The following is a 24714-nucleotide window of genomic DNA, read 5'->3' on the forward strand; positions in this document are numbered from 1 at the left end:
CTTTGCCGTTCAACTCGGCAGAAAGCCGCGTTTTTCGTAAATTCTTTACTTTACAGGGCCCTTTCCCTGCCGCATCCATGCGCTAGCTAACGCTGCCCACAGAAACATCGCAGGAGGGATCCATGGCCAAACAGAAAGTCGCAATGCTGACCGCTGGAGGCCTGGCGCCCTGTCTTTCCTCTGCCGTCGGCGGCCTCATTGAACGCTACAGCGACATCGCCCCCGAAATCGACATCGTCGCTTATAAGTCCGGCTATCAGGGCGTGCTGCTCGGTGACCGCATCGAGATCACCGGTCAAATGCGTGCAAAGGCGCCGCTGCTGCACCGCTATGGCGGCTCACCGATCGGCAATAGCCGCGTCAAGCTCACCAATGCCGCCGACTGCGTCAAGCGCGGCCTTGTCAAGGAAGGCGAGAATCCGCTGAGGGTCGCCGCCGAGCGTCTTGCCGATGACGGCATCACCATTCTCCACACGATCGGGGGCGACGACACCAATACGACGGCCGCCGACCTTGCTGCCTACCTCGCCGCCAACGGCTATGACCTGACCGTCGTCGGCTTGCCGAAGACGGTCGACAACGATGTCGTGCCCATCCGCCAATCGCTCGGCGCCTGGACGGCCGCCGAAGTCGGTGCGCATTTCTTCGACAATGTCAGCAACGAGCAGACGGCTGCGCCGCGCACGCTCGTCATCCACGAAGTGATGGGCCGCCATTGCGGCTGGCTGACGGCAGCCACCGCCCGTTCCTATCTTCAGCGCACCAGCCGCAACCAGTATGTCGACGGCCTGCTGATGGACGCGCATCTGAAGAGCATCGACGCCGTCTATCTGCCCGAAATGTCCTTCGACCTCGACGCCGAGGCCGCCCGCCTGAAGGAAATCATGGACCGCACCGGCCATGCCACCGTCTTCGTCTCGGAAGGCGCCTGCCTCGACGCTATCGTCGCCGAGCGTGAAGCTGCGGGTGAGACCGTAAAGCGTGACGCTTTCGGCCACGTGAAGATCGACACGATCAATGTCGGCGCCTGGTTCCAGAAGCAGTTCGCCAACCTCCTGAACGCCGAGCGTTCGCTGGTGCAGAAATCGGGCTATTTCGCTCGCTCGGCCCCGGCCAATGGCGACGACCTCAGGCTGATCCAGAGCATGGTCGATCTCGCCGTCGAAAGCGCGCTCAATAAGGTGTCCGGCGTCACCGGCCATGACGAAGCGCAGAACGGTAAGTTGCGCACTATAGAATTTCCCCGCATCAAAGGTGGCAAAGCTTTCGACCTGTCGACGGCGTGGTTTGCAGAAGTCATGGACAATATAGGGCAGAAATACAAAGAAGCATGATTGACGGACGGTTAATATGGTGTCTTTGCTTATTCCCGACGGAATAGGAGGAGATTCCATGTCGCTTGAAGCCTGGCTCGCTTTTGCTGCCGCATCCGCCATCATGCTGGCCATACCGGGACCAACGATACTGCTCGTCGTTTCCTATGCGCTTGGCCATGGCCGCCGGACGGCCTTTGCGACGGTGAGCGGCGTGGCGCTTGGCGACTTCACCGCAATGACCGCATCCCTCTTCGGTCTCGGCGCAGTGCTCGCCACCTCCGCCGCCCTCTTCACCCTTTTGAAGTGGATCGGCGGCGCCTACCTGATCTGGCTGGGAATCAAGCTCTGGCGGGCTCCCGTGATTGGCGAGCCGGTCGCCGACAACGACAATCTGCCGGAGGAAAAGTCGCTTAAGATCTTCCTCCACGCCTATGTCGTCACCGCCCTCAATCCGAAGAGTATCGTCTTCTTCGTCGCCTTCGTGCCGCAGTTCCTCAACCCGACCCTGCCCTTCTTCGGGCAGATGGCGATCATGGAAGCGACCTTCCTGGTGCTGGCGATCCTCAACGCCGCTGCCTACGCTTTTCTCGCCCATTCCGCTCGCGGACTGATTCGCAAGGCGAGTGTCCAGCGCGCCGTGAACCGGACCGGCGGCACCCTGCTGATCGCTGCAGGCGCCGTAACGGCTGGGTATCGCCGTATTGCGGCTTGAAATCCGGGTATCGCGCTATTGCAGCTGAGAAATATTCCGTGGTTGCCGGAATGCAACGAATAGGTTAATGGGGTCATCGGGTTTAAATTTTTTAGTAACTTTTATACGCTGCCGGGGCGGCGCGGTTTCACGAAAGTGACGGAATGGTAGCGATCGGATTGTCCGGCCTGAAACGCAGTCTTGTCGTTTCCACGGTGCTCTGCTGCGGCGTGATCACCGGCTGCACGAGCGTTGAATATACCTCTCAGGCCGAACTGACAGCCGCTCAGACAGTGGTGCCGACGCCGAAGCCTGGCGAAGACGCGACACTCGCCGCGATCCCGACGGCAGAAGGCGCGACCGGCCAGGCAATTGCAGGCGCCATGCTTCCCCAGCCACGCCCGTCGCTCACCGCAACGGCAATGCCGGCGGTGGCCGCATCCCAGCCGGTCGATCTTACCATGCAGGCAGGCATACAGCCGGCAGCCTATGCGCAGATCCCGTTGACGCCTGAGATGACGGCGATCCAATCCGTCGTGCCGACCCCGCGCCCGGGAACGCCGTCACAGCCGGCGACGCAGCTTGCCTTTGCCGCCACCCCCCAGAACAGCGCGCTTGCAGCACTGGCCGCCGTCGACACGACGCCGCGCTCCATGGATTACGGCTTCGACGAATCCGGACCGATCGATCCGCCGACAGCTCCCCCGATGTTCAGCGACGACGACAGGGACGATGCGCCGACCGTCGAGAAGAGCTTCGTCACCAAGCTCATCCAGAAATATTCGAAGATCTACGAGATTCCCGAGACGCTGCTCCACCGCATCGTCCATCGCGAGAGCCGTTACAATCCGAAGGCTTATAACAAGCGCGGCTATTTCGGCCTCATGCAGATTAAATACAACACCGCCAAATCCATGGGCTATGACGGTGCGCCGGGCGGCCTCTTCGACGCCGAGACCAACATCAAATATGCCGCGAAATATCTGCGTGGCGCCTGGCTCGTCTCTGACAACAAGGAAGACGACGCCGTCCGCCTCTATGCGCGCGGCTATTACTACGATGCCAAGCGCAAGGGCATGAATGATGTCGCCCAGGGTAATTACTGAAACCGGGCAGCTATCGAGACAAACCAATCGAAACAGCGGTCGTAGCCTACGGCTGCGGTTGCGGCTGATGCCCCTGTGATTCGGCCTGCTGTTGCGGCGCTCGCGCTTGCGGCAACGCCGCCAGGACTGCCTTCAGAAGCGTCTGCGGTTGATAGCCGAGCCAGCCCGGTGTCAGGCCGAGCCTAACGACGATCAGATTGGCGGAAGGCACGATCGCCATGCTCTGCCCGTCATGCCCCGTGAGCCAGAACGTATCCTCGGGCAGCCCGAACGCGGCGCTTGAGCCACCGGGCGCGAGCCAGGCCTGACCTTGAGTATACCGGCCGTTCGACGCCGCCGTCGGCGTGCGCATGGCGCCGACGAAACCCTCCGGCAACAGCCGCTGGCCGTTCCACACGCCATCCTGCAGCAGGAACTGCCCAAAGCGGGCCCAATCATGCGCCGTCGCGTAGAGATAGGAGCTTCCGACAAAGGTGCCACGCGCGTCGAGTTCGAAGACGGCACTCGTCATGCCGAGTGGGGAGAAGAGCGCGTCGTGCGGGTAGGAGAAGGCTGCCGGCGCCCTGCCGACTCTGTCCATCCAGATGCGCGACAAGAGCACCGCCGTGCCGCTCGAATAGAGGAAGCGCTGACCCGGCGCCGCCTCCATCGGCGCATTGGCCGGCAACGACACCATGTCGGGGTCGAGATAGAGCATGCGCGTCACATCCGCGACATCGCCATAATTCTCGTTGAAGGCAAGACCGCTCTCCATGCCGAGCAGGTCGGAAACTTTGATTTTGGCGCGCGCATCATCCTTCCACTGCGCCAGCAGATGATTGTCGTCGAAGGAAATCTTACCATCGAGCATCAGCCGGCCGAGGATGGCCGCATTCACCGTCTTCGTCATCGACCAGCCGATCAGCGGCGTCTTCGCTGAGAATCCGGGACCATAGGCTTCGGCGACGATTCGGCCATCGCGCACGACCACAATCCCTCGCATGGCCGGGCCGGCAATCCCTGTGTCGTTAAGCACCGCAGCGATCTTTTCGTCCCGACCGCCGACACCCTCGCCTTCCGGCCACAGCGCCGCGTTCGCCTCCATTCTTGCCGGCGCGTCGAAAGCTACGGCATTCGCCGCCGCCTCGAAATCGCCGTCGGGCACGCTCGTGCAGCCGAAAGCGCCGCGGTAAAGCGCGTAGCTCGAAGCAAACAGCCCCAGGAAGCGCGCGGTCACACGGTTGTTGTCGCGGTCGACGCTGACGCGCACGAGCCGCAGCAACGGATTTCCCGGCGCCTGCACGTCATCCGCCAGCACGTCTTCGGCGTTCCGGCCGGCAACGAAGACATTGGAGCAGACGATCTTGGCGGCATAGCCGTCGCCGACGCGCAGAAGCTCCGGCGGCCGGACGAGCAGCCAGACGGCGCCGGCAACGACGATGAGAACGACAAGGAGCGCAAGCGCCTTCAGGACACGCAGGACAAATCGCATGGCATTCCTCCGAATGCCCGGAGAGAAGCAGGAATTCCGCCTGCCTGGAAGGGCGCGGCGCCAAGAATATCCCGTCACCCCGATCACTTTCCGAGGAGGGGCGATGTTTTCGAACGGCACGGGCCCACAGCCCGCGTCATCAAACTGTAGCAGTGGCGCGCTACACGCCCTGAACGCTAAAAAGGTGACAGACTCATGTCAGAATTTGCACCGGATGCCGGCTTCCGCAAGAACCGGAAACTCAAGGACGCCCTTCTCCGCCACAAGGCTTTTTCAAAGGAGGGCTTCTCCGAGCGTCTCTTCAGTCTTCTCTTCTCCGGTCTCGTCTATCCGCAGATCTGGGAGGATCCGGACCTCGACATGCAGGCGATGGAGCTGAAGCCCGATCATCGCATCGTCACCATCGGCTCCGGCGGCTGCAACATGCTCGCCTATCTCTCCAAGGCGCCGGCCTCGATCGACGTCGTCGACCTCAACCCGCACCACATCGCGCTGAACCGCCTGAAGCTTGCTGCGTTCAAGCACCTTCCCGGTCACGCCGATCTCGTCCGATTCCTGGCGATGCCGAACGAGAAGTCGAACAGCCGCGCTTATGACCAGCATCTCGCTGCCAAACTCGATGAAGCGACCCGCAGCTATTGGAACGGCCGCAAGTTCGGCCGCCGCCGCGTCACCGTCTTCGACCGCAACATCTACGAAACAGGCCTGCTCGGCCGCTTCATCGGCGCAGCCCATCTTCTGGCCCGCCTGCATGGCGTCAAGCTGCGCGAAATGACCAAGACCCGCTCGATCCGCGAACAGCGCCAATTCTTCGAAGAACAGATCGCCCCCCTGTTCGAAAAGCCGGTCGTGCGCTGGATCACCGGCCGCAAGAGCTCACTCTTCGGCCTCGGCATTCCGCCGCAGCAATATGACGAGCTCGCAAGCCTTGCCGCCGATCATTCGATCGCACCGGTGCTGAAGCATCGCCTGGAAAAGCTCGCCTGTCATTTCCCGATGCGCGACAACTATTTCGCCTGGCAGGCCTTCGGCCGCCGCTACGGCACCGAAGAAGAGGGCCCGCTGCCGACCTATCTAAAGGCGGAGCACTACGAGGTGATCCGCGCCAATGTCGACCGCGTCAACGTCCACCACGCAAGCTTCACCGAACTTCTGGCCTGCGAGCCGGCAGCCTCTCGCGACCGTTATATCCTGCTCGACGCGCAGGACTGGATGACTGACGACCAACTGAACGACGTCTGGCGGGAAATCACCCGCACGGCGCGCGAAGGCGCGCGCGTGATCTTCCGCACCGCCGCCGAAAAGAGCATCATCGAAGGCCGTCTGTCTCCTTCGATCCGCGACCAATGGGATTATCTCGAGGAGAAATCGCGAGAACTGACCGCGCTCGATCGCTCCGCGATCTACGGCGGTTTCCACATTTACGGGAAGAAGGCGTGAGTAAGATCGGCGCCGAGACGGCAGGAAAGAGCGATCAACATGCCAGCCTGATGGATGGCATGTACCGCTACCAGCGCCATATCTACGACCTGACCCGCAAATATTACCTCCTCGGCCGCGACAGCACGATCCGCCATCTCGACGTGCCAGACGGCGGCACCCTGCTCGAAGTCGGCTGCGGCACCGGCCGCAACATGGCCTTGGCGCACAAGCATTTTCCAGGCGCAAAGCTGTTCGGCCTCGACATTTCCCAGGAAATGCTGATTTCGGCCCGCAAGACCTTCGCCACCAAGGCGACCATCCCGGAATTCCGCGTCGCCGACGCGACGGCGTTTACACCGCGCGAATTCGGCGTCAGCGGCTTCGACCGCATCCTCATTTCCTATGCCCTGTCGATGATCCCGGACTGGGAACGCGCCGTCGACGCGTCGATCGCCGCACTTAATCCCGGCGGCCAGTTGCATATCGTCGATTTCGGCCAGCAGGAAGGCCTGCCGCGTTGGTTCCGCCGCATGCTGCAGGCTTGGCTTGCGAGATTCCATGTCACTCCGCGCGCCGATCTGCGGGAGGTCCTGGAAGCGCAGGCCCAGGAACACAATGCGCGTTTATCCTTCGAAACAGTCGGCGGCGGTTACGCCTGGCGGGCGGCCATCATCAGCAGGCGCTCATAATTCGCTTGAAACTAACCGATTTTTTACGTTGATATGATGAAAAGAGGGTTATTCCTCTGCTGGGCTAGTCATTTTCGAAGGTCAGGCTGTGGAGCAAAGAGATCATTCGGTTCACGACGGGATACCCATGCGCCGGCTTTTGTTTTGCGTTCTGCCCCTGGCCATCCTGCTGGCGGGGTGTTCCTCCTCCGGTCACGACTATCTCGAAACCGCATCGATCAAGCCGAAGACGCGCTTCCGGGATACCGATCCGCAGGATTTCGGCCCCAAGCATCCGCAGCAGAATGCGATCCACGGCATCGACATCTCCAAATGGCAGGGCGATATCGACTGGAGCACGGTGAGGAATTCCGGCGTCGCCTTTGCCTTCATCAAGGCGACGGAAGGCAAGGACAGGGTCGACCCCCGCTTCGATGAATATTGGCGCGAGGCGCGCGCCGCCGGCATCCCGCACGCCCCCTACCATTTCTATTATTTCTGCTCCTCGGCCGATGAGCAGGCCGACTGGTTCATCCGCAACGTGCCGAAGGAGGCCATGCGCCTGCCGCCGGTGCTCGACGTCGAATGGAACGCCGAATCGAAGACCTGTCGTTACCGCCCCGACGCGGAAACCGTGCGCTCCGAAATGCAGCGTTTCATGGACCGGCTGGAGGCCTATTATGGCAAGCGCCCGATTATCTACACCTCGGTCGATTTCCACCGCGATAATCTCGCCGGCTACTTCCAGGATTATCATTTCTGGGTCCGCTCGGTGGCAAAACATCCCGAGGTGACCTATTCCGACCGCCGCTGGGCCTTCTGGCAATATACCTCGACCGGCGTGATTCCCGGCATCAAGGGGCCGACCGACATCAACGTCTTTGCCGGCAGCGCAAAGAACTGGAACAATTGGGTCGCGGCCGTTTCCAAGGATAGAAATTCTTAGTAACGTCTTTCAATCTTTCTTGCTTCCGTCACATTCCTCTGTGAAAGCGACGGGCATCCATTTGCTATAAGGACCGCATTCATGCACCGCTCGCTCACAAGCCGCTCTGCACTCGCCCTCCTGTTTGCCCTCGCTTTTGCAGGCGGCGCGGCCGCCCAGCAGGCGCCCGCGGCCTCGGCTCCGGCAGCCCCCTGCGGCGGCGATCTGTCTGCCTTTCTCCAGGGCGTCAAGGCTGATGCGGTCGCCGCAGGCGCCAGCGCCGCAGCCGCCGACGAGGCGCTGGCCGGCGCCGAAATCGATCCCAAGGTCCTGAGCCGGGATCGCGCCCAGGGCGTCTTCAAGCAGACCTTCCTAGAATTCTCGCAGCGCACCGTCAGCCAAGCCCGTCTCGACATCGGCCGCCAGAAGATGAAGCAATATGCCGACGTCTTTGCCCGGGCCGAGCAGGAATTCGGCATTCCCCAAGGCGTCATCACCGCATTCTGGGCGATGGAAACCGATTTCGGCGCCGTCCAGGGCGATTTCAACACCCGCAATGCTCTGGTGACGCTGTCGCACGACTGCCGCCGCCCAGAACTCTTCCGCCCGCAGCTGATCGCCTTGATCGAGATGGTCGAGCACGGCGACCTTGACCCCGCCACCAACACCGGCGCCTGGGCCGGCGAGATCGGCCAGGTCCAGATGTTGCCGCGCGACATCATCGCCTATGGCATGGACGGCGACGGCGACGGCCATGTCCGCCTGAAGCAGAGCGGCCCGGACGCCATCCTGACGGCAGCGAAATTCATCCAGCATCTCGGCTTCGAGCGCGGTCAGCCCTGGCTGCAGGAAGTCACCCTGCCCGACAACCTGCCTTGGGAGAAATCCGGCCTTGGCGGCGCAATGAAGGCCAGCGAGTGGTTCGCGCTCGGCGTCAAGCCGCGCGACGGCAATACGGCCTTCGGTGAGCTCGAGGGCGATCTGGTCCTGCCGCAGGGCCGCATGGGACCGGCCTTCATCGCCTACCCGAATTTCAAGATATATCTCGAATGGAACAAGTCTTTCATCTACACGACCTCGGCCGCCTATTTCGCGACCCGCCTTTCCGGCGCCCCGACCTATCTCAAGGGCGCGCCGGAACAAGGGCTTGCCAACGACCAGATGAAGACGCTGCAGACCAAGCTGCAGTCGCTCGGCCACGATGTCGGAGAGATCGACGGCATTCTCGGTTCCGGCACGCGTATCGCGATCCAGAAGGAACAGCAGCGCTTGGGGATACCGGCCGACGGCTGGGCGACGCCTGCCCTTCTCAACGCTCTCTGATCGCCGCTGACGTTTACCGCCACCCGTTTTGCAAGAAACGGGTGGCGGCATTTGCCGCTTGGGCTAAAGCTTCCTGATGAAGAACCGGTGCCGGTTGCGGACGGTTCGCTTGCGGTGGAGGAAGCGGCATGGACAGCAAGATGAATGCCTGGACTTGGGGGCTGCTGGTCCTGCTCGGCCTGATCTGGGGCGGCTCCTTTTTCTTTGCCCGCATCGCCGTCCAGCACGTGCCACCGCTGACCCTCGTCTTCCTCAGGCTGTTGCTCGCCGCGCTCGCGCTGCATGTCTATATTGCCGGGCGTCTTGACATCTATTCGATCTTCAAGGCCCGCTGGCGCGAGTTCCTGATCCTCGGCGTCATCAACAATGTCCTGCCGCATGCCCTGATCTTCTTCGGCCAGACCCGCATCGGCGCCGGCCTTGCGGCGATCCTGAACGCGACGACGCCGATCTGGACGGTGCTCATCGCCAATTACCTCACCTCGGACGAGAAGTTGAGCTCGGCCAAGATCGCAGGCTGCCTCGTGGGTCTCCTCGGGACGATCGTGCTGGTCGGCCCCGGCATCTCCACCGGCAGCGAAGCCCCGCTCTGGGCGCTGCTGTTTCCGGTGCTCGCCGCCGTCTCCTACGGTTTTGCCGCCACCTACGGCAAACGTTTCAAGGGCGTCCCTGCCGCGGTCACCGCCGCCGGCCAGTTGACCGCATCCTCACTGATCGCTCTGCCATTGTCGCTGCTGGCCGATCGACCCTGGGCACTGACCATACCGCCGCTCGAAGTGCTGCTTGCCATCCTGGCGCTGGCGCTGCTTTCGACCGCCTTCGCCTATATTCTCTATTTCAGGGTCATCGCGACCGCCGGCGCCACCAACGCCTCGCTCGTCACGCTGCTGGTGCCGCCGAGCGCCATCCTTCTCGGCGTGCTCTTCCTCCGCGAAAGGCTCAGCCTGAGCGAATTCGCCGGCATGGCGTTGATCGGTTTCGGCCTCGTCATCCTCGACGGGCGCGCCTATCGCCTGCTGGCCAAGCCCGCCTGACCTCAGGTTGCATTTTTCGTATGTTTTCAACCAGTTGCGGCTTCGCCAAGTTTCGGGCGCATAGGTAAATTCGCAGTCGCCTGATTTAACGCCGTGTTAAAATGTGTGAAGAAAAATTTTCTCGAAATTATCGTTTTATCTCATGGCCTTAGGAAAATGATGTTCGACTTGTCCACTGGCCGTTTCGGCAGCGCAGCATAAAATCCGCTTCCCAACCGACATATTTCAGACATAATATCCGACGGCTAACGCGAGGAGACAGACATGGGACTCACGCAATCCTTGAATGTTCTGTTGGTCAGTGCAGCGTTTGCTTTCGTCTTATCCATGCTCTTCATTTGAGCCGGAATGACGGAGGCGGAATGCTGATAGTGCCTAAACTCCCCTGATCAATCCGCCAACGAAAAAGCGCATGTCCCGCCCGACATGCGCTTTTTCACTTTTGAACGTCTGCAAGGATCAGGCGGCGGCTCCCGCGCTCTTTGTCGTTCGGCGGGCAAAGCCGAGATTGTCAAGCACCGCGGAAACCAGCGGCGCGCGATTCATCGTATAGAGATGGAAATCACCGATGCCGCGCCGGACGAGATCCTCGATCTGCTCGGCGGCAACTTCGGCCGCGACCTTCGCCCGGTCCTCGGGCTTATCGTCGAGGCCCGCGAAACGCTCGTCGAGGAAGCCAGGGATGACCGCGCCACAGGCGCCGGCGAAACGCTTCAACTGCGTCAGGTTCTGGATCGGCATGATACCTGGCACGATCGGGATCGAGATGCCGGCGGCGCGCACCCGCTCCAGGTAGCGCTCGAAATTGTCATTGTCGAAGAAGAACTGCGTCAGCGCCCGGTCGGCGCCGTTATCGGCCTTGCGCTTCAGCATGTCGATATCGGCGGCCGTATCACGGCTTTCCGGGTGCTTTTCCGGATAGGCGGAGACCGAAATCTCGAAATCACCGACCGACTTGAGGCCTGCCACCAGTTCTGCCGCATTGGCGTAACCGCCGGGATGCGGCTGATAGGGCGCGCCGACGCCGCCGGGCGCATCACCGCGCAAAGCCACGAAATGCTTTACGCCGACCTTGCGAAACGTATCGATCATATGATGCGTTTCCTCCTTCGTCGCACCAACGCAGGTCAGGTGCGAGGCGGTGGCAAGCGGCGTCTGCGACAGGAAACGCGTAACAGCAGACAGCGTCGGCGCCTTGGTGGTGCCGCCGGCGCCGTAGGTCACCGACACGAAATCCGGATCCCAATCCTGCAGCTTGCTGACAGTATCCCAGAGCTGCCCTTCCATTTCCTCCGATTTCGGCGGAAAAAATTCGAAGGAGATCCCGAAGTTGCGCCCGCGTCCTTCGCTTTTCAAAGCCATGTCATACTCTCCCGGCAAATGTGGGTTCGGCGCCTTCGCTCGTTTGCGAAGCCATGAGGCGCCTCGGATCGCGCGCGAGCCAGACGGTGACCGTCAACCCCTGCCCGCCCTGCTGACCCGGATGAAGATCGACGACCTGCTCGACGTCGAGCCCGGCCTTGCGCAACCAGTCGGACATCGCCTGGTGCGAAAAGCCGAGACGGACATGGGCATGTTCGTCTCTGAGATATTCGAGCGTGTGCGGCGCGAGGTCGATGACCACGAGCCGCCCGCCCGGCCGCAGCATGCGCGCCGCTTCCGCGATCGCAATCTCCGGCTGATCGAAGAAATGCAGCACCTGATGGATCGTCACAAGGTCGAAATCCTGCCCCTCGAACGGAAGGTTCAAGATATCGGCGTGGCGCACCGTCGCCTTGGTGATGCGGGACTTGTCGAGATTGGCGCGCGCCACGCTCAGCATGTCGCGACTGGCGTCGACACCGACAGCACGGCGGTAAAGTCCGGACAGGAGTTCGAGGATGCGGCCGGTGCCGGTGCCGAGATCCAGCAGCGAATCGATCGGCTGGTTGCCGAGCAGCCGAATGACGGCGGCGTCGACCTCCTCATCCGCCGCGTGCAGGCGGCGAAGCTCGTCCCATTCCGCGGCATTGCGGCTGAAATAGGCTTGCGCCCGCTCGGCCCGCTGGCGCTTGACAGCCGAAAGACGCTCGCCGTCACGAAGGATGGTCGGGTCGTTCTCGGAGACATGTTTCAGCAGCGCCCGCACCAGCATGGCCGCCTTGCCGTCCTGCTTGAGGCGAAAATAGGCCCAGGCGCCTTCCTGATAGCGTTCGATCAGTTCGGCCTCGCCGAGCAGCTTCAGGTGGCGGGAGATGCGCGGCTGCGACTGGCCGAGGATTTCAGTAAGATCGGTCACCGTCAGGTCGCCGCCGTCGAGAAGCGCCAGAAGACGCAGACGCGTGGGTTCTCCGGCCGCCTTCAAGACGTCCACCAGCCCATCCAGTCCCAGCTTCAAAGGTTCGCTCATCATTGGCCCAATCAAGATATAAAGATATCTTTATGTGATTTGAAAAGCGGTGGCAAGCGGCAATTCGCACTGTTCGCGAAATTGCCTGCGCAAATTGCGACGGGGTCTGACACGAAAAAGCCCCGGTCGAACCGGGGCTTCGGAAGCAGAAATGAAGCAGGGATCAGCGTGTCAGGCGCTTATGGGCCTGGCTGCCCGGATTGAGCGCATCCGGGCCGAGGCGACGGACCTTGTCCTCCTCATAATCCTCGAAGTTGCCTTCGAACCATTCGACATGGCCCTCGCCCTCAAAAGCCAGGATATGCGTCGCCAGGCGGTCGAGGAACATGCGATCGTGGCTGATGACGATGGCGCAACCGGCAAAATTCTCAAGCGCGTTCTCAAGGGCGCCAAGCGTTTCCGTATCAAGGTCGTTGGTCGGCTCGTCGAGCAGCAGAACGTTGCCGCCGGATTTCAACATCTTGGCGAGGTGAACGCGGTTACGCTGGCCGCCCGAGAGACTGCCGACCTTCTGCTGCTGATCGCCGCCCTTGAAGTTGAAGGCGCCGCAATAAGCACGGGAGTTCATGTCGAACTTGCCGAGCTTGATCACTTCGGCGCCGCCGGAGATTTCTTCCCAGACGGTCTTGTTGGGATCGAGCGCATCGCGGCTCTGGTCGACATAGCTGAGGTGCACGGTTTCGCCGATCCGGATCGTACCACCATCCGGCGTTTCCTGGCCGGTGATCATCTTGAACAGCGTCGTCTTTCCGGCGCCGTTCGGACCGATGATGCCGACAATGCCCCCCGGCGGCAGCTTCAGCGACAGGTCGTTGACCAGCGTGCGGCCGTCGAAGCCCTTGGTGATGCCCTCCATCTCGATGACCACCTGACCGAGGCGCTCGCTCACCGGGATGATGATCTGCGCGTCGCCGGGACGCTGCTTCTCGGCCGCCTCCACCAACTGCTCGTAGGATTTGATACGCGCCTTCGACTTGGCCTGGCGAGCCTTCGGGCTGGAAGCAATCCATTCCTGCTCGCGGCTGATCGCCTTCTGGCGTGATGCCTCTTCGCGGTTTTCCTGCAGCATGCGCTTGGCCTTGGCCTGCAGATAGGCGGAGTAGTTGCCTTCATAAGGGATGCCGCGGCCGCGATCGAGTTCGAGGATCCAGCCGGTGACGTTGTCCAGGAAGTAGCGGTCGTGGGTAATCATCATCACGGCGCCGGGATAGTCGCGCAGGTGCTTTTCGAGCCAGGCGATGGTTTCGGCATCCAGATGGTTGGTCGGTTCGTCGAGCAGCAGCAGATCCGGCTGCGACAGCAGCAGACGGCAGAGCGCGACGCGGCGGCGCTCACCACCGGAAAGATTGGTGACATCGGCATCGCGCGGCGGGCAGCGCAGGGCTTCCATCGCCATCTCGACCTGACTTTCCAGATCCCAGAGGTTCTGGCTGTCGATGATGTCCTGGAGCTTCGCCCCCTCTTCCGCGGTCTCGTCCGAGTAGTTCATCATCAATTCGTTGTAACGATCGACGATCGCCGTCTTCGCGGCAACACCTTCCATGACGTTCTCGAAAACCGTCTTGGTGGGGTCGAGTTTCGGCTCCTGCTCGAGATAGCCGACCGTGGCCCCCTCGGCGAGCCAGGCTTCGCCGGTATACTCCTTGTCCTGGCCGGCGATGATGCGCAGCACAGTGGATTTACCGGCGCCGTTCGGTCCGAGGATGCCGATCTTGGCATCCGGGTAGAAGGAAAGGTGGATGTTCTCCAGGATCTTCTTGTTGCCATAAGCCTTGTTGAGGCCGGACATATGATAGATGAATTGACGTGCCATGCTGCGCTGCTCCGGGCGGGAAACTTCGTTTCGTGCCGCTATGTAGGCGAAACAGCGCCTGTGAGCAACGCCGAAACCCGTTTACGCCGGATTCCGGTCAGAAGCCCGCCGCATCGACAACGCCCTCGTCACAGCCGAACGTGGTTTTTCCCGCTCCCTGGATCAGATCGGCAAGGCCCGCGCTTTTTGCCGATGCCGTTCCCGCATCCGCAGACAGGCCGATCGTCAACTCGCTGATCACCCTGACATTGCCGGCTCGCCGGCAGCTCATCTTGACGCGCTCGCCCGCACCCGGCCCGAAGCTCTTGTCGAAAGCAGCCTTGATCGCCTCGGCCTTGACCGCCTTGCCGATATTGGCGGCAAAGAGATCGCGCACGGCCGATGTATTGAGCGCATCCACTAAATGGACGCCGACGCCGAAATAATCCTCAACGCTCATTTTCGTGCAGGTGCCATGCTTTATCCATTCGTGCCGTTCAAGGCCGGACTGGGTGCCGGGCATTGCCTTTGCAAGCGACGCCTGCGTCTCGGCCGAAAGCGCAACCGCGGGCAATGTATCCCATTTGCCGTCCTTGTCGGCAGCCTTCTGGTCCTCACTGACGCCGCAATAATCCTGCCGCATCGGCCACAGGCCGTGCAGCGAGAAATTCGTCGCGTCATGGCGCTCGCCGGTCTGGCTGGCGCATTCGGGCTTCTTCTGGTTCGTCTGGCAGAAGGCGGGCTGCCAGCTCGCAGCAAGAATGAAAAGGGTACGGCCATCGGCCTCCTGCGCCACGGCAGCGCCGGCAAGGATCATCGACAAGGCGAACGTAAAGGTACGCAACTGCATGCTGCTCATTTCAACCCCCAAAGAAGAACAATGCAGGAACAGATAAGCACAAAGAGTAAACGGCAGCAACCCTGAATCGCAGCCGTGCCGAAATTTGTTATCGACTGCGCGTCGCCGGAAACAGCTGACTATTGCGGGGACCTCACTGTCTTAGAGTTACGCGAGCACCGTGTCGCACTTATAGTTGCAGCATATTCGCTTAAATCGATTCCGCTTTAAGGAATTATGCAGTAGCGATCTGCTCTGCTGGGGCGGGGAGGATCCGGATGTTTTCTGATACGCAAAGACTCGCGATAGGGGAAGCGTCTCTGGCCTATCACCATGCCGAGGCTACCCACCCGGCGCGCGGCGTCCTGTTGATATCGCACGGCCTGGCGGAGCATTCGAAGCGGTACGGCCGCTTTGCCGCGGCGATGGCGGCGCGCGGCTACCACGTCTATGCCCATGATCACCGCGGCCACGGCGAGACGACGGCGCCCGACGCGCCGATTGGCCGCTTCGCCGGCCGGGATGGCGTCGACCGGGTGATCGGCGATGTCCATGCCGTGCGCGCCCATGCGGCCTCGCGCCATCCCGGCCTGAAGGTGATCCTCTTCGGCCATTCGATGGGCGGTCTCGTGGCGCTCAATGTCGCCGTCACCGCTCCGGGCGACTTCGACGCTGTCGCCGTCTGGAATTCGAATTTCGCCGTCGGCCTTGCCGGCCGAGCCGCCCAGGCGATCTTGCTTGCCGAGCGGATGCTGAAGGGCTCCGACGTGCCGAGCGGCCTCTTGCCGAAGCTCACCTTCGGAGCTTGGGGAAAATCGATCCCGGACCGCCGCACCGAGTTCGACTGGCTGTCCCGCCATGCCGATGAAGTCGACAAATATATCGGCGATCCGCTCTGCGGCTTCGATGCTTCGGTCTCGCTCTGGCTCGATCTCTTCGAACTGACGTTTCGCGCACCGCAGAAGCTCCATCTCGACCGGCTGCCGCGCGACATGCCGATCCATCTGGTCGGCGGCGGCGAGGATCCGGCGACGGGGCGTGGAAAAGCCATCCTCTGGCTGTCAAACCATTTGAAAGCGCAAGGCTTCTCTCGTATCAGCACTCGGATATATCAGGATATGCGGCATGAAACGCTGAACGAGATCGACGCCGAAGCGGCGACCGCCGCCTTCGCGGACTGGTGCGACGAGGCACTCGCAAGATCCTGAGCCAGAGAGATCCCATCATGAGCAGCACCTCCGCCCGGCCCGCTTCGTCCGCCTCCGAAGTGACGACGGGGCTTGCGCTGATGTTTCTTTCGGTGATGTTCTCGCCGCTCATCGACATCTTCGCCAAGCTTGCCGTCGTCACCGTCCCCTCCGCCGAGATCACCGCCGGCCGCTTCCTCGTGCAGGCGCTCTGCATGCTGCCGATCGTGCTATGGCGACGCAGCTTTACCGATTTCTCGTGGCGCCAGAGCCTGTTCCACGCCATCCGCGGCTTCGTCATCACCGTCTCGATGATCTCTTTCGTCACCACGCTGAAATATATGGCGGTCGCCGACGCGATCGCGATCTTCTTTATCGAGCCGATCATCGTGACGATCCTCGGCGGCATTATCCTCAAGGAGACGATCGGCTGGCGGCGCTATACCGCCTGCGGCGTCGGCTTCTTCGGGGCGATGCTGATCATCCAGCCCAGTTTCGAGGAGGTCGGCTCCATCGCGCTCCTGCCTGTCGTCAGCGCGCTCTGCATTGCGATCTTCGTGTTGATGACCCGCGTCCTCTCGCACCGGGAGGACCCCTGGTCGATGCAGTTCCAGATGGGCATCTGGGGCTTGCTCTTCTGCGCTTTCCTGCTTTTTGTCGGCGAAGGAAGCGGCTCCGATCTCTTCGATCCCGTCATGCCTGCAGGCAGCGCCTGGTTCTACGTGGCCGGCGTCGGCGCCATGGCCGCGATCGCCGGCATCCTCGGCGTCTATGCCTTTCGTGCGGCACCGGCGTCGACGCTGGCGCCGCTGCAATATTTCGAGATCGTTTCGGCAACGATCTTCGCCTGGCTTGTTTTCGGCGATTTTCCGGATGCGATCAAATGGCTCGGCATCACGATCATTATGGCGTCGGGCTTCTACATCCTCTGGCGCGAGCGCCGCTTTGCTTCAAAGCCGGTATCCGATACATCTGAGGTGACGCTGGCGCCGTAGACACCGACGGGAGGAACATGACCGAGACCGCGACGAACATGCCGCCGCTTGCCGGCATCCGGGTGATCGAGCTTGCCCGCGTGCTCGCCGGCCCCTGGGCGGGCCAGATGCTTGCCGATCTCGGCGCCGACGTCATCAAGGTGGAAAATCCCGACGGTGGCGACGACACCCGCCAATGGGGACCGCCCTTCGTCGAAGGTGCCGACGGCGAAAATCTCTCGGCCGCCTATTACCACGCCGCCAATCGCGGCAAGCGCTCAATCACCGCCGACCTCAAGAGCTCTGAGGGCCAGGATCTCGTTCGTCGCCTCACAGCCACAGCCGATGTAGTGATCGAGAATTTCAAGGTCGGAGGCCTCGTCAAATACGGGCTCGATTACGACAGCCTGCGCAAGCAGAACCCGAGGCTCGTCTATTGCTCGATCACCGGCTTCGGCCAGACCGGCCCCTATGCCGGCCTCGCCGGCTACGATTACATCGTCCAGGGCATGTCCGGCTTCATGTCGATAACAGGCGAGCCGGACGGCCAACCGATGAAGGCGGGCGTGGCGATCGCCGACATCTTCACCGGCATCTATGCCGTCTCGGCGATCGAGGCCGCCCTGATCCATGCCCTGAAAACCGGACAAGGCCAGTTGATCGACATGGCCCTGCTCGACGTGCAATCGGCCGTCCTCGCCAATCAGAACATGAATTACCTCATCTCCGGCGCCGCACCGACCCGCCTCGGCAACGCCCATCCGAACATCTCGCCCTATGAGGTCGTACCGACGGCCGACGGTTATCTCATCCTGGCCGTCGGCAATGACGGCCAGTTCCGCCGCCTCTCTGCCATCCTCGGCCTGGAGACGATCGCGGATGACGAGCGTTTCTCCACCAACAAGGCCCGCGTCGCCAACCGCGGCGAGGTGCGCCGCCTGATCTCCACCGAGACGCTGAAATGGCAGAAGGCGGATCTCCTGAAGGCCTGCGAGCAGAACGCGGTTCCATCGGGCGCGATCAACACGATCGAGGAAATGTTCGCCGACCCGCAAGTGAAGGCTCGCGGTCTGCGCATCGACCTTGCCGATGCCGCCGGCACCGTCATCCCCGGGGTCAGGACGCCGGTGGGGCTGTCGGAAACACCATTGCGCTACGTCAGGCCGAGCCCGCGTCTCGGCGAACACAGGGAAGAAATTCTGGCGGAACTCGCCGAGCTTGAGAGGAAGACATCGTCATGAAGAAGGTATCATTATGAAACAAACGGGCGGGGAACTGATCGTCGAGGCGCTGAAGGCGAACGGTGTCAAACGCCTCTCCTGCGTGCCCGGCGAGAGTTTCCTCGCCGTGCTCGACGCCTTGCGTGACAGCGATATCGACGTCCTCGTCTGCCGGCAGGAAGGCGGGGCGGCGATGATGGCGGATTGCTGGGGCAGGCTCACCGGCGAACCCGGCATCTGCATGGTGACCCGCGGCCCCGGCGCCACCAACGCCTCCGCCGGCCTGCATATATCAAGGCAGGATTCGATCCCGATGATCCTCTTCATCGGCCAGGTGCAGCGTGATGCACGTGAGCGCGAGGCCTTCCAGGAGGTCGAATTCCGCCGCGCCTTCACCGAATTCGCCAAATGGGTGGGTGAAATCGACGATGCCGCCCGAATTCCCGAATTCGTCACCCGCGCCTTTGCGATCGCAACCTCCGGCCGTCCCGGCCCCGTGGTGCTGACGCTGCCGGAAGACATGCTGCGCGACGAGGTCGAGGCGCCCCTCGCCAGGCGTTATGCCAACGTCGAGGCGCATCCCGGCCCCAGCCAGATCGACGATCTCTATCTGCGTCTGCTCAAAGCTGAGCGACCGGTGGTGATCCTCGGCGGCACGCGCTGGGATGCCGATGCCGTCGCCGATTTTGCAATCTTCGCCGAGCGTTTCCAATTGCCGGTCGGCTGCTCCTTCCGCCGGCAGATGCTGTTCGATCACCTTCATCCCTGCTATGCCGGCGATGTCGGCATCGGCATCAATCCGGCGCTCGCCAAGGAGATCAAGGAGAGCGACCTGGTGATCCTGCTCGGCGCCCGCATGTCGGAAATGCCCTCGTCGTCCTACACGCTGATCGACATCCCCTACCCCCAGCAATCGCTGGTCCACGTCTATCCCGATGCGTCCGAACTCGGCCGTATCTATCGCCCGGATCTGGCGATCTGCGCGGCACCGGCCGATTTCGTCGCTGCACTTACCGATCTGAAAGCGCCGACCGAGCCGCACTGGGCGGAGCGCACGGAGCGCATGCACCAAGCCTATCTCGCCTGGTCGAAGCCGCCAGCGATAGGTCCTGGCGCTGTCCATATGGGACCGATCATGGAGTGGCTGGAGGCGAATACCAGGCAGGACGCAATCTTCACCAACGGCGCCGGCAACTATGCCACCTGGCTGCATCGCTTCCATCGTTTCCGCCGCTTCAACACCCAGGCCGCGCCCACCTCCGGCTCGATGGGTTACGGGTTGCCCGCCGCGGTGGCCGCCAAGCGGCTTTTTCCCGAGCGTGAGGTCATCTGTTTTGCCGGCGACGGCTGTTTCCTGATGCATGGCCAGGAATTCGCCACCGCCATCCGCTACGGTCTGCCGATCATCGCAATCGTCGTCAACAACGGCATGTACGGCACGATCCGCATGCATCAGGAGCGCGAATATCCCGGCCGCGTCAGCAGCACCGATCTCACCAACCCCGACTTCGCGGCCCTTGCCCGCGCCTATGGCGGCCACGGCGAGACGGTGGAAAGCACGGAGGAATTCGCCCCGGCTTTCGAGCGCGCGCGAAGAAGCGGCAAACCGGCGATCATCGAGGTGAAGCTCGATCCGGAAGCGATCACACCGACCAGAACGCTTTCGGAAATCGCGCAAACAAAAAGCCGGTAAGGGCGCCCCACCGGCTTTGAGAGACGGAACTGCGGCGAACTTAGTCGAGCGCAGCCGTAACGATGAACTCGACCTTGTATTTCGGCGCGGCGAGCTTGGCTTCGCTGGTGGCGCGTGCCGGCGGATTGGCCGGATCGATCCAGGCTTCCCAGGCTGCGTTCATCTCGCCGAAATAAGCGATGTCGGAAAGATAGACGAGGGTCTGCAGGATCTTCGACTTGTTGCTGCCGGCGGCCGCCAGCAGACGGTCGACTTCGGCGAGCGCAGACTTGCACTGATCGGTGACGCTTTCGCCCTCACCCACCTGGCCTGCGAGGTAGACCGTGTTGCCGTGAATGACGGCGCCGCTCATGCGCGCGCCGACGTCGATACGCTTAATGCTCATTATCGTCTCCTGCATCAATGAAAGGTGCCGGCGCTGAGGTTCAACGCCGGAAGTAGGAGCCCGGAAAGGGCGGTTAATTGCGGATATGCTGAGTTTTCTGATAGATCGCCGTCGAGCGCGCGCCCGAGCGGCAATAGCCAAGCATTGGCCGCGGGAATTCGTCGAGCGCGTCGACCATGCCCTGCACTGCCTCTTCGGTCACGCCCATCGGTCCAACCGGCACATGAGCGATGTCGAGTCCGAGCTCTTTGGCACGCGCCTCGATGACGGAAAACGACGCCTGGTCGTGGCTTTCATGGTCGGGGCGATGGCAGACGATCGATTTGAAGCCCAACGCCTTGATCTCATCGAGGTCCTCAAGCGTGATCTGTCCCGAAACCGAATATTCATCGTCGATCTGGCGAATATCCATCGTCTTGTCTCCTCAAAGATCGTGGGCTGAAGGTCTACGACGGGAGGCCCGCAAGCGTCAACAACACTTCACTCACAGGAAGGCAAAGGTCAGCGCATAGCTGCGGCTTTCGCCCGGGGCGAGCATGTTGAATTCACCGGCCGCATGAAGCTCGTCGCGCAATACCCAGCGATGCGACACCGGCTCGATGCCGATAATATGAGCGGGCGCCTTCTGGTTCCGCCAAACCTGCAGATAAGGCAGCGTATCGGCGCGGAAGCGCACGTTGAGCGTCCTGCCGCCAATTGCGGCGATCGGCCCGAGCCGGACTTCCGCCGAGCCCTCCTCCGTCGCCGTCGCCGGCACACAGAAGATGCCGCCGGGCTCCTCGCCGAATGTCCAGGGGAAGCCGCCATTCTCCAGCATCCGGCCTTCGAGCCGCGTGCCGTCGTCCAGCCATTTGCCGCCGACATTCATATGGTACATCAGGAAGGTCGGCACCGCCTGATCGCTGGTATTGATAACCCGGTCTTCGAGCCGCACCTCGCCGTTCGCGCCGTCGATCCGCCACAGCCGCTCGATGCGCTGCGGCAGTCCCTCGACCGTGGTAATGTCGATATCGGCGCGGCATTCGGCATTGCCATTCTCGTGTTTCGTCCACAGGATCTTGGCGGCGTGGCCGGAGGCCGATCCGTGCAGCGGATAGACCTTGCCGTCGGCACGGCCGGCGATCGGCTGGCGATGGCGGATATGGTCCGGGCCGCAGGTGAAGAGGAAACCTTCGAGCGAGTGATCGATTCGCGGATCGCCATCGTCCGGAATGGCACGCTTTGGCGCAATATCGACGCCGTCGACAATGCATCCGCCGATATCGAGCACCGATGTTTCATCCAGCATCAGGCGCGGCCCGCTTGCAGCGGCAAATTCGATCATCTCGGTCTCCTCAAGGTTAGCGGCCGCCGTAGCGTTAGAGCTTTTCCGGGTTAGATTGCAGCATTCTGTTGGCTCAAACGGTCGGATGGTCGACCGGCCGGCGCGCGTCGTAGCCAAGCTCTACGGCCAAGCCGGCCGGTCGATCAGCCGCCCTGTTTCAGCCAACCCTCCCGCAAATTTGGCTGGCAAATCTGCAAGACTTTGGAATCGCCGGACGCACATCGCTACGCCACGGCGAAGCGGTGCGGCCGGTGGGCCGGGCATGTTTCCGCCAGGATCAGAGGCGATCGGCTCGGACGTACCTTGGGGTATGCCCTTCGCCAATCGCCTTTGCCCTGACGAAAACCTGCTCCGGCAGAATGCCGCAGTCTAACCCGGAAAAGCTCTAAGTTTCGCGCCCTCTTTCGTCAATCGCGCCGTTCTCCTCTTGCGCTTTTGCCGCAACCGTGGATTTTGCGGAACGGACACAAGGATGCAAACGTTTATGAGTAAAAGGAAATCTTAGGGATTTTCATATTTTGTTCAGCACGCTTTCATAAATTCCACACTAGCGTCAAAATTCGCGGGTGTGTGTCGGCCCAGTCACTGTTCGAGGTGTGAGACGTGAATCGCTTTTTGAAGTCGGCATTTTCGCTTGCGGCCGTGCTGGCAGCCGTTGCGGCTGCAGCACCGCAGGCCGGCGCGCAGCAGTTTCGTGACCGTCGCCAGAGCGATGTCGTGCTGGTCACGCCGAACGGCGAAATCCTCGATTATGTCCCGCGCGGCTTTGCCTATGCCCGCGACCGCAGCGGCAACCGCGTGCTGATCGACGCCTACGGCAACGTCGTCGCCACCGAAATGCGCGCCCGCGGCTACTATCCACCACGGCCCGGCCCGCGCGAGGTTTATACCGACCAGGGTGGCAACGATCCCTATTATGCCGACGACAATTCCTATGGCGATACGCGTTATTCCGAACGCGGCGCCGTCACCGGTGGCATTCCGCGCGACGCTGCAATCGAGCGCCTGCCGCTCGGCGAGGAGCCCTATCCGAACGACAACAGCATTGGCAATCCGCAATCGGGCGACGATTACGCTTCGATCGATCCCGATCAGCAGATCCCGCCCGCCGATGCGCCGAAGGCAGCACCCGACGAGCCCGTGATCACGCTGAAGAACAAATCGAAGCCCGAGATCGTCGCGCTGCAGGTCTTCCTCGACCGCGCCGGCATCTCTCCCGGCGTCATCGACGGGCACATGGGCTCGAACGTCACCAAGGGCATTTATGCTTACGACCAGATGACGGGGTCAAAGCTCGACCCCAACGACACCGATGCCATTCTGGAAGAGCTGCGCATGAACGGCGGCCTGCCCGTCGTCAGCTATACGATCACGCCGGCCGATGCCGCCGGCCCCTTCGTCGCGGAGATCCCGGAAGATTATTCGCATAAGGCGCTGCTGCCGTCGCTCGCCTATACCTCGACCACTGAAATGCTGGCCGAGCGTTTCCATATGGACGAGGCCTTCCTCAAGGAGATGAATCCCGGCGCCGATTTCAGTGTTCCCGGCACGGTGATCAAGGTCGTCAATCCCGGCGAGATGAAGACCGGCGAGGTCGCCCGCATCATCGCCGACAAGGGGCGCAAACAGGTTTTCGCCTATGACGGCGCCGGCAATCTTATCGCCGCCTACCCGGCTTCGATCGGCTCAACCGACACCCCCTCCCCGTCCGGCACGGTGACGGTCGAGCGCGTCGCGTTCAATCCCGGTTATACCTACAACCCGAAGATCAACTTTCAGCAGGGCGCCAACGACAAGATCCTCAACATTCCCCCAGGCCCGAACGGCCCGGTCGGCACCGTCTGGATGGCGCTTTCCAGGCCGACTTACGGCATCCACGGCACGCCGGAGCCCTCCAAGATCGGCCGCACCCAGAGCCACGGCTGCATTCGCCTGACCAACTGGGATGCAACCGAGCTTGCGAAAATGGTCAAGCCCGGTGTGACGGTCGAGTTCGTCGACTGAGCCAAAGCCAAACTGGTCACCAACGATAAGGCCGCCGGATCGCCCCGACGGCCTTTCTGTTTCAATGCTTGGGTATTCAGGCCGCCGTCGCCATGCGAGCCGAGGCTGTCAACCGAACAGGCACCTTGCGCATGATTTCCTGGGCGAAACAGGCGGCGTTCTCACGCGCCTTGTCGAGATTGCTGACGCGCGTGGGGTCCATGGTCTGCAGCGTGCCGCCACAGTCGAAGATGTCGCGGAAGGCCGAACGTTCGATAATCGCCGTGTCCAGCACCGGCACGTGCCGCTCGCTGAGCAGCGACTTGACGAGTTGCAGCGCCCGGGTCGTCACCATCGAGCTGACGCGGGTCAGCACCACCGAATGGCCGATCTTGATGCCTGCCTTCTCGTCCAGATACTGCAGCAGTTCGAGCACCTGCGCGCCGCCGCGCGCATCCATGGCACAGCCCTGGATCGGGATCAGTACATGGTCGGAAAGACCGACGGCGGTGGCAAGCAGCGGATTGCGCGCGCCCGGCAGGTCGACGATGAAATAGTCGGTATTATGCTTGTTTTCGCTGATATGCTGCGGCAGCGAGGCGGTCGTCACGAAATCGATCACTGAAATATTAGGCACGTGCCCCGATATCTCGTGCCAACGTGAAATCCAATGCTGCGGATCGGCATCCAGAATGGTCACGCGATAGCCCTGACGGGCAAGCTCGGTCGCGAGCAAGAGAACAGCGGTCGTCTTGCCGGCGCCGCCCTTGGTATTTGCGAATGTAATGACTGGCATGTTCGGTCCTCGGAGGAAATGGCGCGAGCCGGCATCGCTCTTGTGCGCACTGTCGGAGCATCGTGCGGTTAACCCATCCTTTACAATCATGGTTAACAAATTGCGAACGCGCGCGGCGAAATTGCAGGCGGTATTTTTCACATCCCTAAAATTCAGGATGCCTCCAAAATGAAAAAG

The 24714-nt window shown here is 61.8% G+C and carries 23 protein-coding genes; 14 read left to right on the plus strand and 9 right to left on the minus strand.

Annotation, left to right across the window (positions count from 1 at the left end; translation table 11 throughout):
* The first annotated feature begins 122 nt into the window (after positions 1-122).
* From HJC00_RS10900 to HJC00_RS10910, 3 genes are all read left to right on the plus strand, one after another.
* A complete protein-coding gene (locus tag HJC00_RS10900; protein WP_210630603.1) occupies positions 123-1334 on the plus strand; it encodes a pyrophosphate--fructose-6-phosphate 1-phosphotransferase in 1212 nt (403 codons plus the stop codon).
* A gap of 58 nt (positions 1335-1392) precedes the next feature.
* Complete coding sequence (locus HJC00_RS10905; protein ID WP_210630602.1) at positions 1393-2028, plus strand: LysE family translocator; 636 nt, start codon at positions 1393-1395, stop codon at positions 2026-2028.
* Positions 2029-2171: 143 nt separating this feature from the next.
* Positions 2172-3113 carry a lytic transglycosylase domain-containing protein gene (locus tag HJC00_RS10910; RefSeq protein WP_221145576.1) on the plus strand — a complete coding sequence of 314 codons (942 nt, stop codon included), beginning with the start codon at positions 2172-2174 and terminating at the stop codon, positions 3111-3113.
* Positions 3114-3159: 46 nt separating this feature from the next.
* On the opposite strand, the gene HJC00_RS10915 is transcribed toward HJC00_RS10910, so the two are convergent.
* Positions 3160-4584, minus strand: coding sequence for a serine hydrolase (locus HJC00_RS10915; RefSeq protein ID WP_221145578.1), 1425 nt, complete (start codon positions 4582-4584; stop codon positions 3160-3162).
* 195 nt (positions 4585-4779) lie between these two features.
* Between HJC00_RS10915 and HJC00_RS10920 the strand changes: the two genes are divergently transcribed.
* The 5 genes from HJC00_RS10920 to HJC00_RS10940 all read left to right on the plus strand — a co-directional run bounded on the left by HJC00_RS10920 (position 4780) and on the right by HJC00_RS10940 (position 9956).
* Entirely contained in the window at positions 4780-6024 is a 1245-nt protein-coding gene (locus HJC00_RS10920) for a DUF3419 family protein (RefSeq protein ID WP_221164009.1), read from the plus strand.
* A complete protein-coding gene (locus HJC00_RS10925) occupies positions 6021-6695 on the plus strand; it encodes a class I SAM-dependent methyltransferase (protein ID WP_210630598.1) in 675 nt (224 codons plus the stop codon). Before HJC00_RS10920 ends, HJC00_RS10925 begins: the two co-directional genes overlap by 4 nt.
* 127 nt (positions 6696-6822) lie before the next feature.
* The gene (locus tag HJC00_RS10930; RefSeq protein WP_210630597.1) at positions 6823-7620 is read left to right on the plus strand and encodes a GH25 family lysozyme; all 798 of its coding nucleotides are present in this window, start codon (positions 6823-6825) and stop codon (positions 7618-7620) included.
* Positions 7621-7701: 81 nt separating this feature from the next.
* Positions 7702-8922, plus strand: a complete 1221-nt coding sequence (locus HJC00_RS10935; protein ID WP_210630596.1) for a lytic murein transglycosylase — start codon at positions 7702-7704, stop codon at positions 8920-8922.
* 128 nt (positions 8923-9050) lie between these two features.
* Positions 9051-9956, plus strand: a complete 906-nt coding sequence (locus HJC00_RS10940; protein ID WP_221145582.1) for a DMT family transporter — start codon at positions 9051-9053, stop codon at positions 9954-9956.
* Positions 9957-10415: 459 nt separating this feature from the next.
* Here the strand turns inward: HJC00_RS10940 and metF are convergent, their stop codons facing one another.
* From metF to HJC00_RS10960, 4 genes are all read right to left on the minus strand, one after another.
* Complete coding sequence (gene metF, locus HJC00_RS10945) at positions 10416-11318, minus strand: methylenetetrahydrofolate reductase [NAD(P)H] (protein ID WP_210630594.1); 903 nt, start codon at positions 11316-11318, stop codon at positions 10416-10418.
* Between the two features lies 1 nt (position 11319).
* Complete coding sequence (locus HJC00_RS10950; RefSeq protein WP_210630593.1) at positions 11320-12345, minus strand: metalloregulator ArsR/SmtB family transcription factor; 1026 nt, start codon at positions 12343-12345, stop codon at positions 11320-11322.
* A gap of 163 nt (positions 12346-12508) precedes the next feature.
* Complete coding sequence (gene ettA, locus HJC00_RS10955) at positions 12509-14158, minus strand: energy-dependent translational throttle protein EttA (RefSeq protein WP_210630592.1); 1650 nt, start codon at positions 14156-14158, stop codon at positions 12509-12511.
* Between the two features lie 97 nt (positions 14159-14255).
* Positions 14256-14996 carry a ribonuclease T2 family protein gene (locus tag HJC00_RS10960; protein WP_221164010.1) on the minus strand — a complete coding sequence of 247 codons (741 nt, stop codon included), beginning with the start codon at positions 14994-14996 and terminating at the stop codon, positions 14256-14258.
* Positions 14997-15253: 257 nt separating this feature from the next.
* Between HJC00_RS10960 and HJC00_RS10965 the strand changes: the two genes are divergently transcribed.
* The 4 genes from HJC00_RS10965 to HJC00_RS10980 are packed head-to-tail and all read left to right on the plus strand — an operon-like array spanning position 15254 to position 20049.
* A complete protein-coding gene (locus HJC00_RS10965) occupies positions 15254-16183 on the plus strand; it encodes an alpha/beta fold hydrolase (RefSeq protein ID WP_221145586.1) in 930 nt (309 codons plus the stop codon).
* A gap of 17 nt (positions 16184-16200) precedes the next feature.
* Positions 16201-17157, plus strand: coding sequence for a DMT family transporter (locus HJC00_RS10970; protein ID WP_221122654.1), 957 nt, complete (start codon positions 16201-16203; stop codon positions 17155-17157).
* A gap of 17 nt (positions 17158-17174) precedes the next feature.
* A complete protein-coding gene (locus HJC00_RS10975; protein ID WP_221122653.1) occupies positions 17175-18377 on the plus strand; it encodes a CaiB/BaiF CoA-transferase family protein in 1203 nt (400 codons plus the stop codon).
* A 13-nt stretch (positions 18378-18390) separates the two neighbouring features.
* The gene (locus HJC00_RS10980; protein WP_221122652.1) at positions 18391-20049 is read left to right on the plus strand and encodes a thiamine pyrophosphate-binding protein; all 1659 of its coding nucleotides are present in this window, start codon (positions 18391-18393) and stop codon (positions 20047-20049) included.
* 40 nt (positions 20050-20089) lie between these two features.
* On the opposite strand, the gene HJC00_RS10985 is transcribed toward HJC00_RS10980, so the two are convergent.
* From HJC00_RS10985 to HJC00_RS10995, 3 genes are all read right to left on the minus strand, one after another.
* Positions 20090-20434 (minus strand): RidA family protein, encoded by a 345-nt coding sequence (locus HJC00_RS10985; protein ID WP_097593761.1) that lies wholly within the window; start codon positions 20432-20434, stop codon positions 20090-20092.
* A gap of 73 nt (positions 20435-20507) precedes the next feature.
* The gene (locus tag HJC00_RS10990; protein ID WP_221153416.1) at positions 20508-20846 is read right to left on the minus strand and encodes a TIGR01244 family sulfur transferase; all 339 of its coding nucleotides are present in this window, start codon (positions 20844-20846) and stop codon (positions 20508-20510) included.
* Positions 20847-20918: 72 nt separating this feature from the next.
* The gene (locus tag HJC00_RS10995) at positions 20919-21758 is read right to left on the minus strand and encodes a DUF4432 family protein (RefSeq protein ID WP_221122651.1); all 840 of its coding nucleotides are present in this window, start codon (positions 21756-21758) and stop codon (positions 20919-20921) included.
* An 85-nt stretch (positions 21759-21843) separates the two neighbouring features.
* Here HJC00_RS10995 and HJC00_RS33120 point away from each other — a divergent pair, with 85 nt between their 5' ends.
* Together HJC00_RS33120 and HJC00_RS11000 are read left to right on the plus strand one after the other, a co-directional pair.
* Complete coding sequence (locus HJC00_RS33120; protein WP_405047650.1) at positions 21844-22131, plus strand: hypothetical protein; 288 nt, start codon at positions 21844-21846, stop codon at positions 22129-22131.
* Between the two features lie 230 nt (positions 22132-22361).
* Entirely contained in the window at positions 22362-23762 is a 1401-nt protein-coding gene (locus tag HJC00_RS11000) for a L,D-transpeptidase (RefSeq protein ID WP_221145591.1), read from the plus strand.
* A gap of 76 nt (positions 23763-23838) precedes the next feature.
* Here the strand turns inward: HJC00_RS11000 and HJC00_RS11005 are convergent, their stop codons facing one another.
* Positions 23839-24537: a ParA family protein gene (locus tag HJC00_RS11005; protein ID WP_221102473.1), complete on the minus strand. Its 699-nt coding sequence runs from the start codon at positions 24535-24537 to the stop codon at positions 23839-23841.
* Between the last annotated feature and the right edge of the window lie 177 nt (positions 24538-24714).

The sequence above is a fragment of the Rhizobium sp. NLR22b genome (assembly GCF_019685295.1).
GTDB lineage: Bacteria > Pseudomonadota > Alphaproteobacteria > Rhizobiales > Rhizobiaceae > Rhizobium.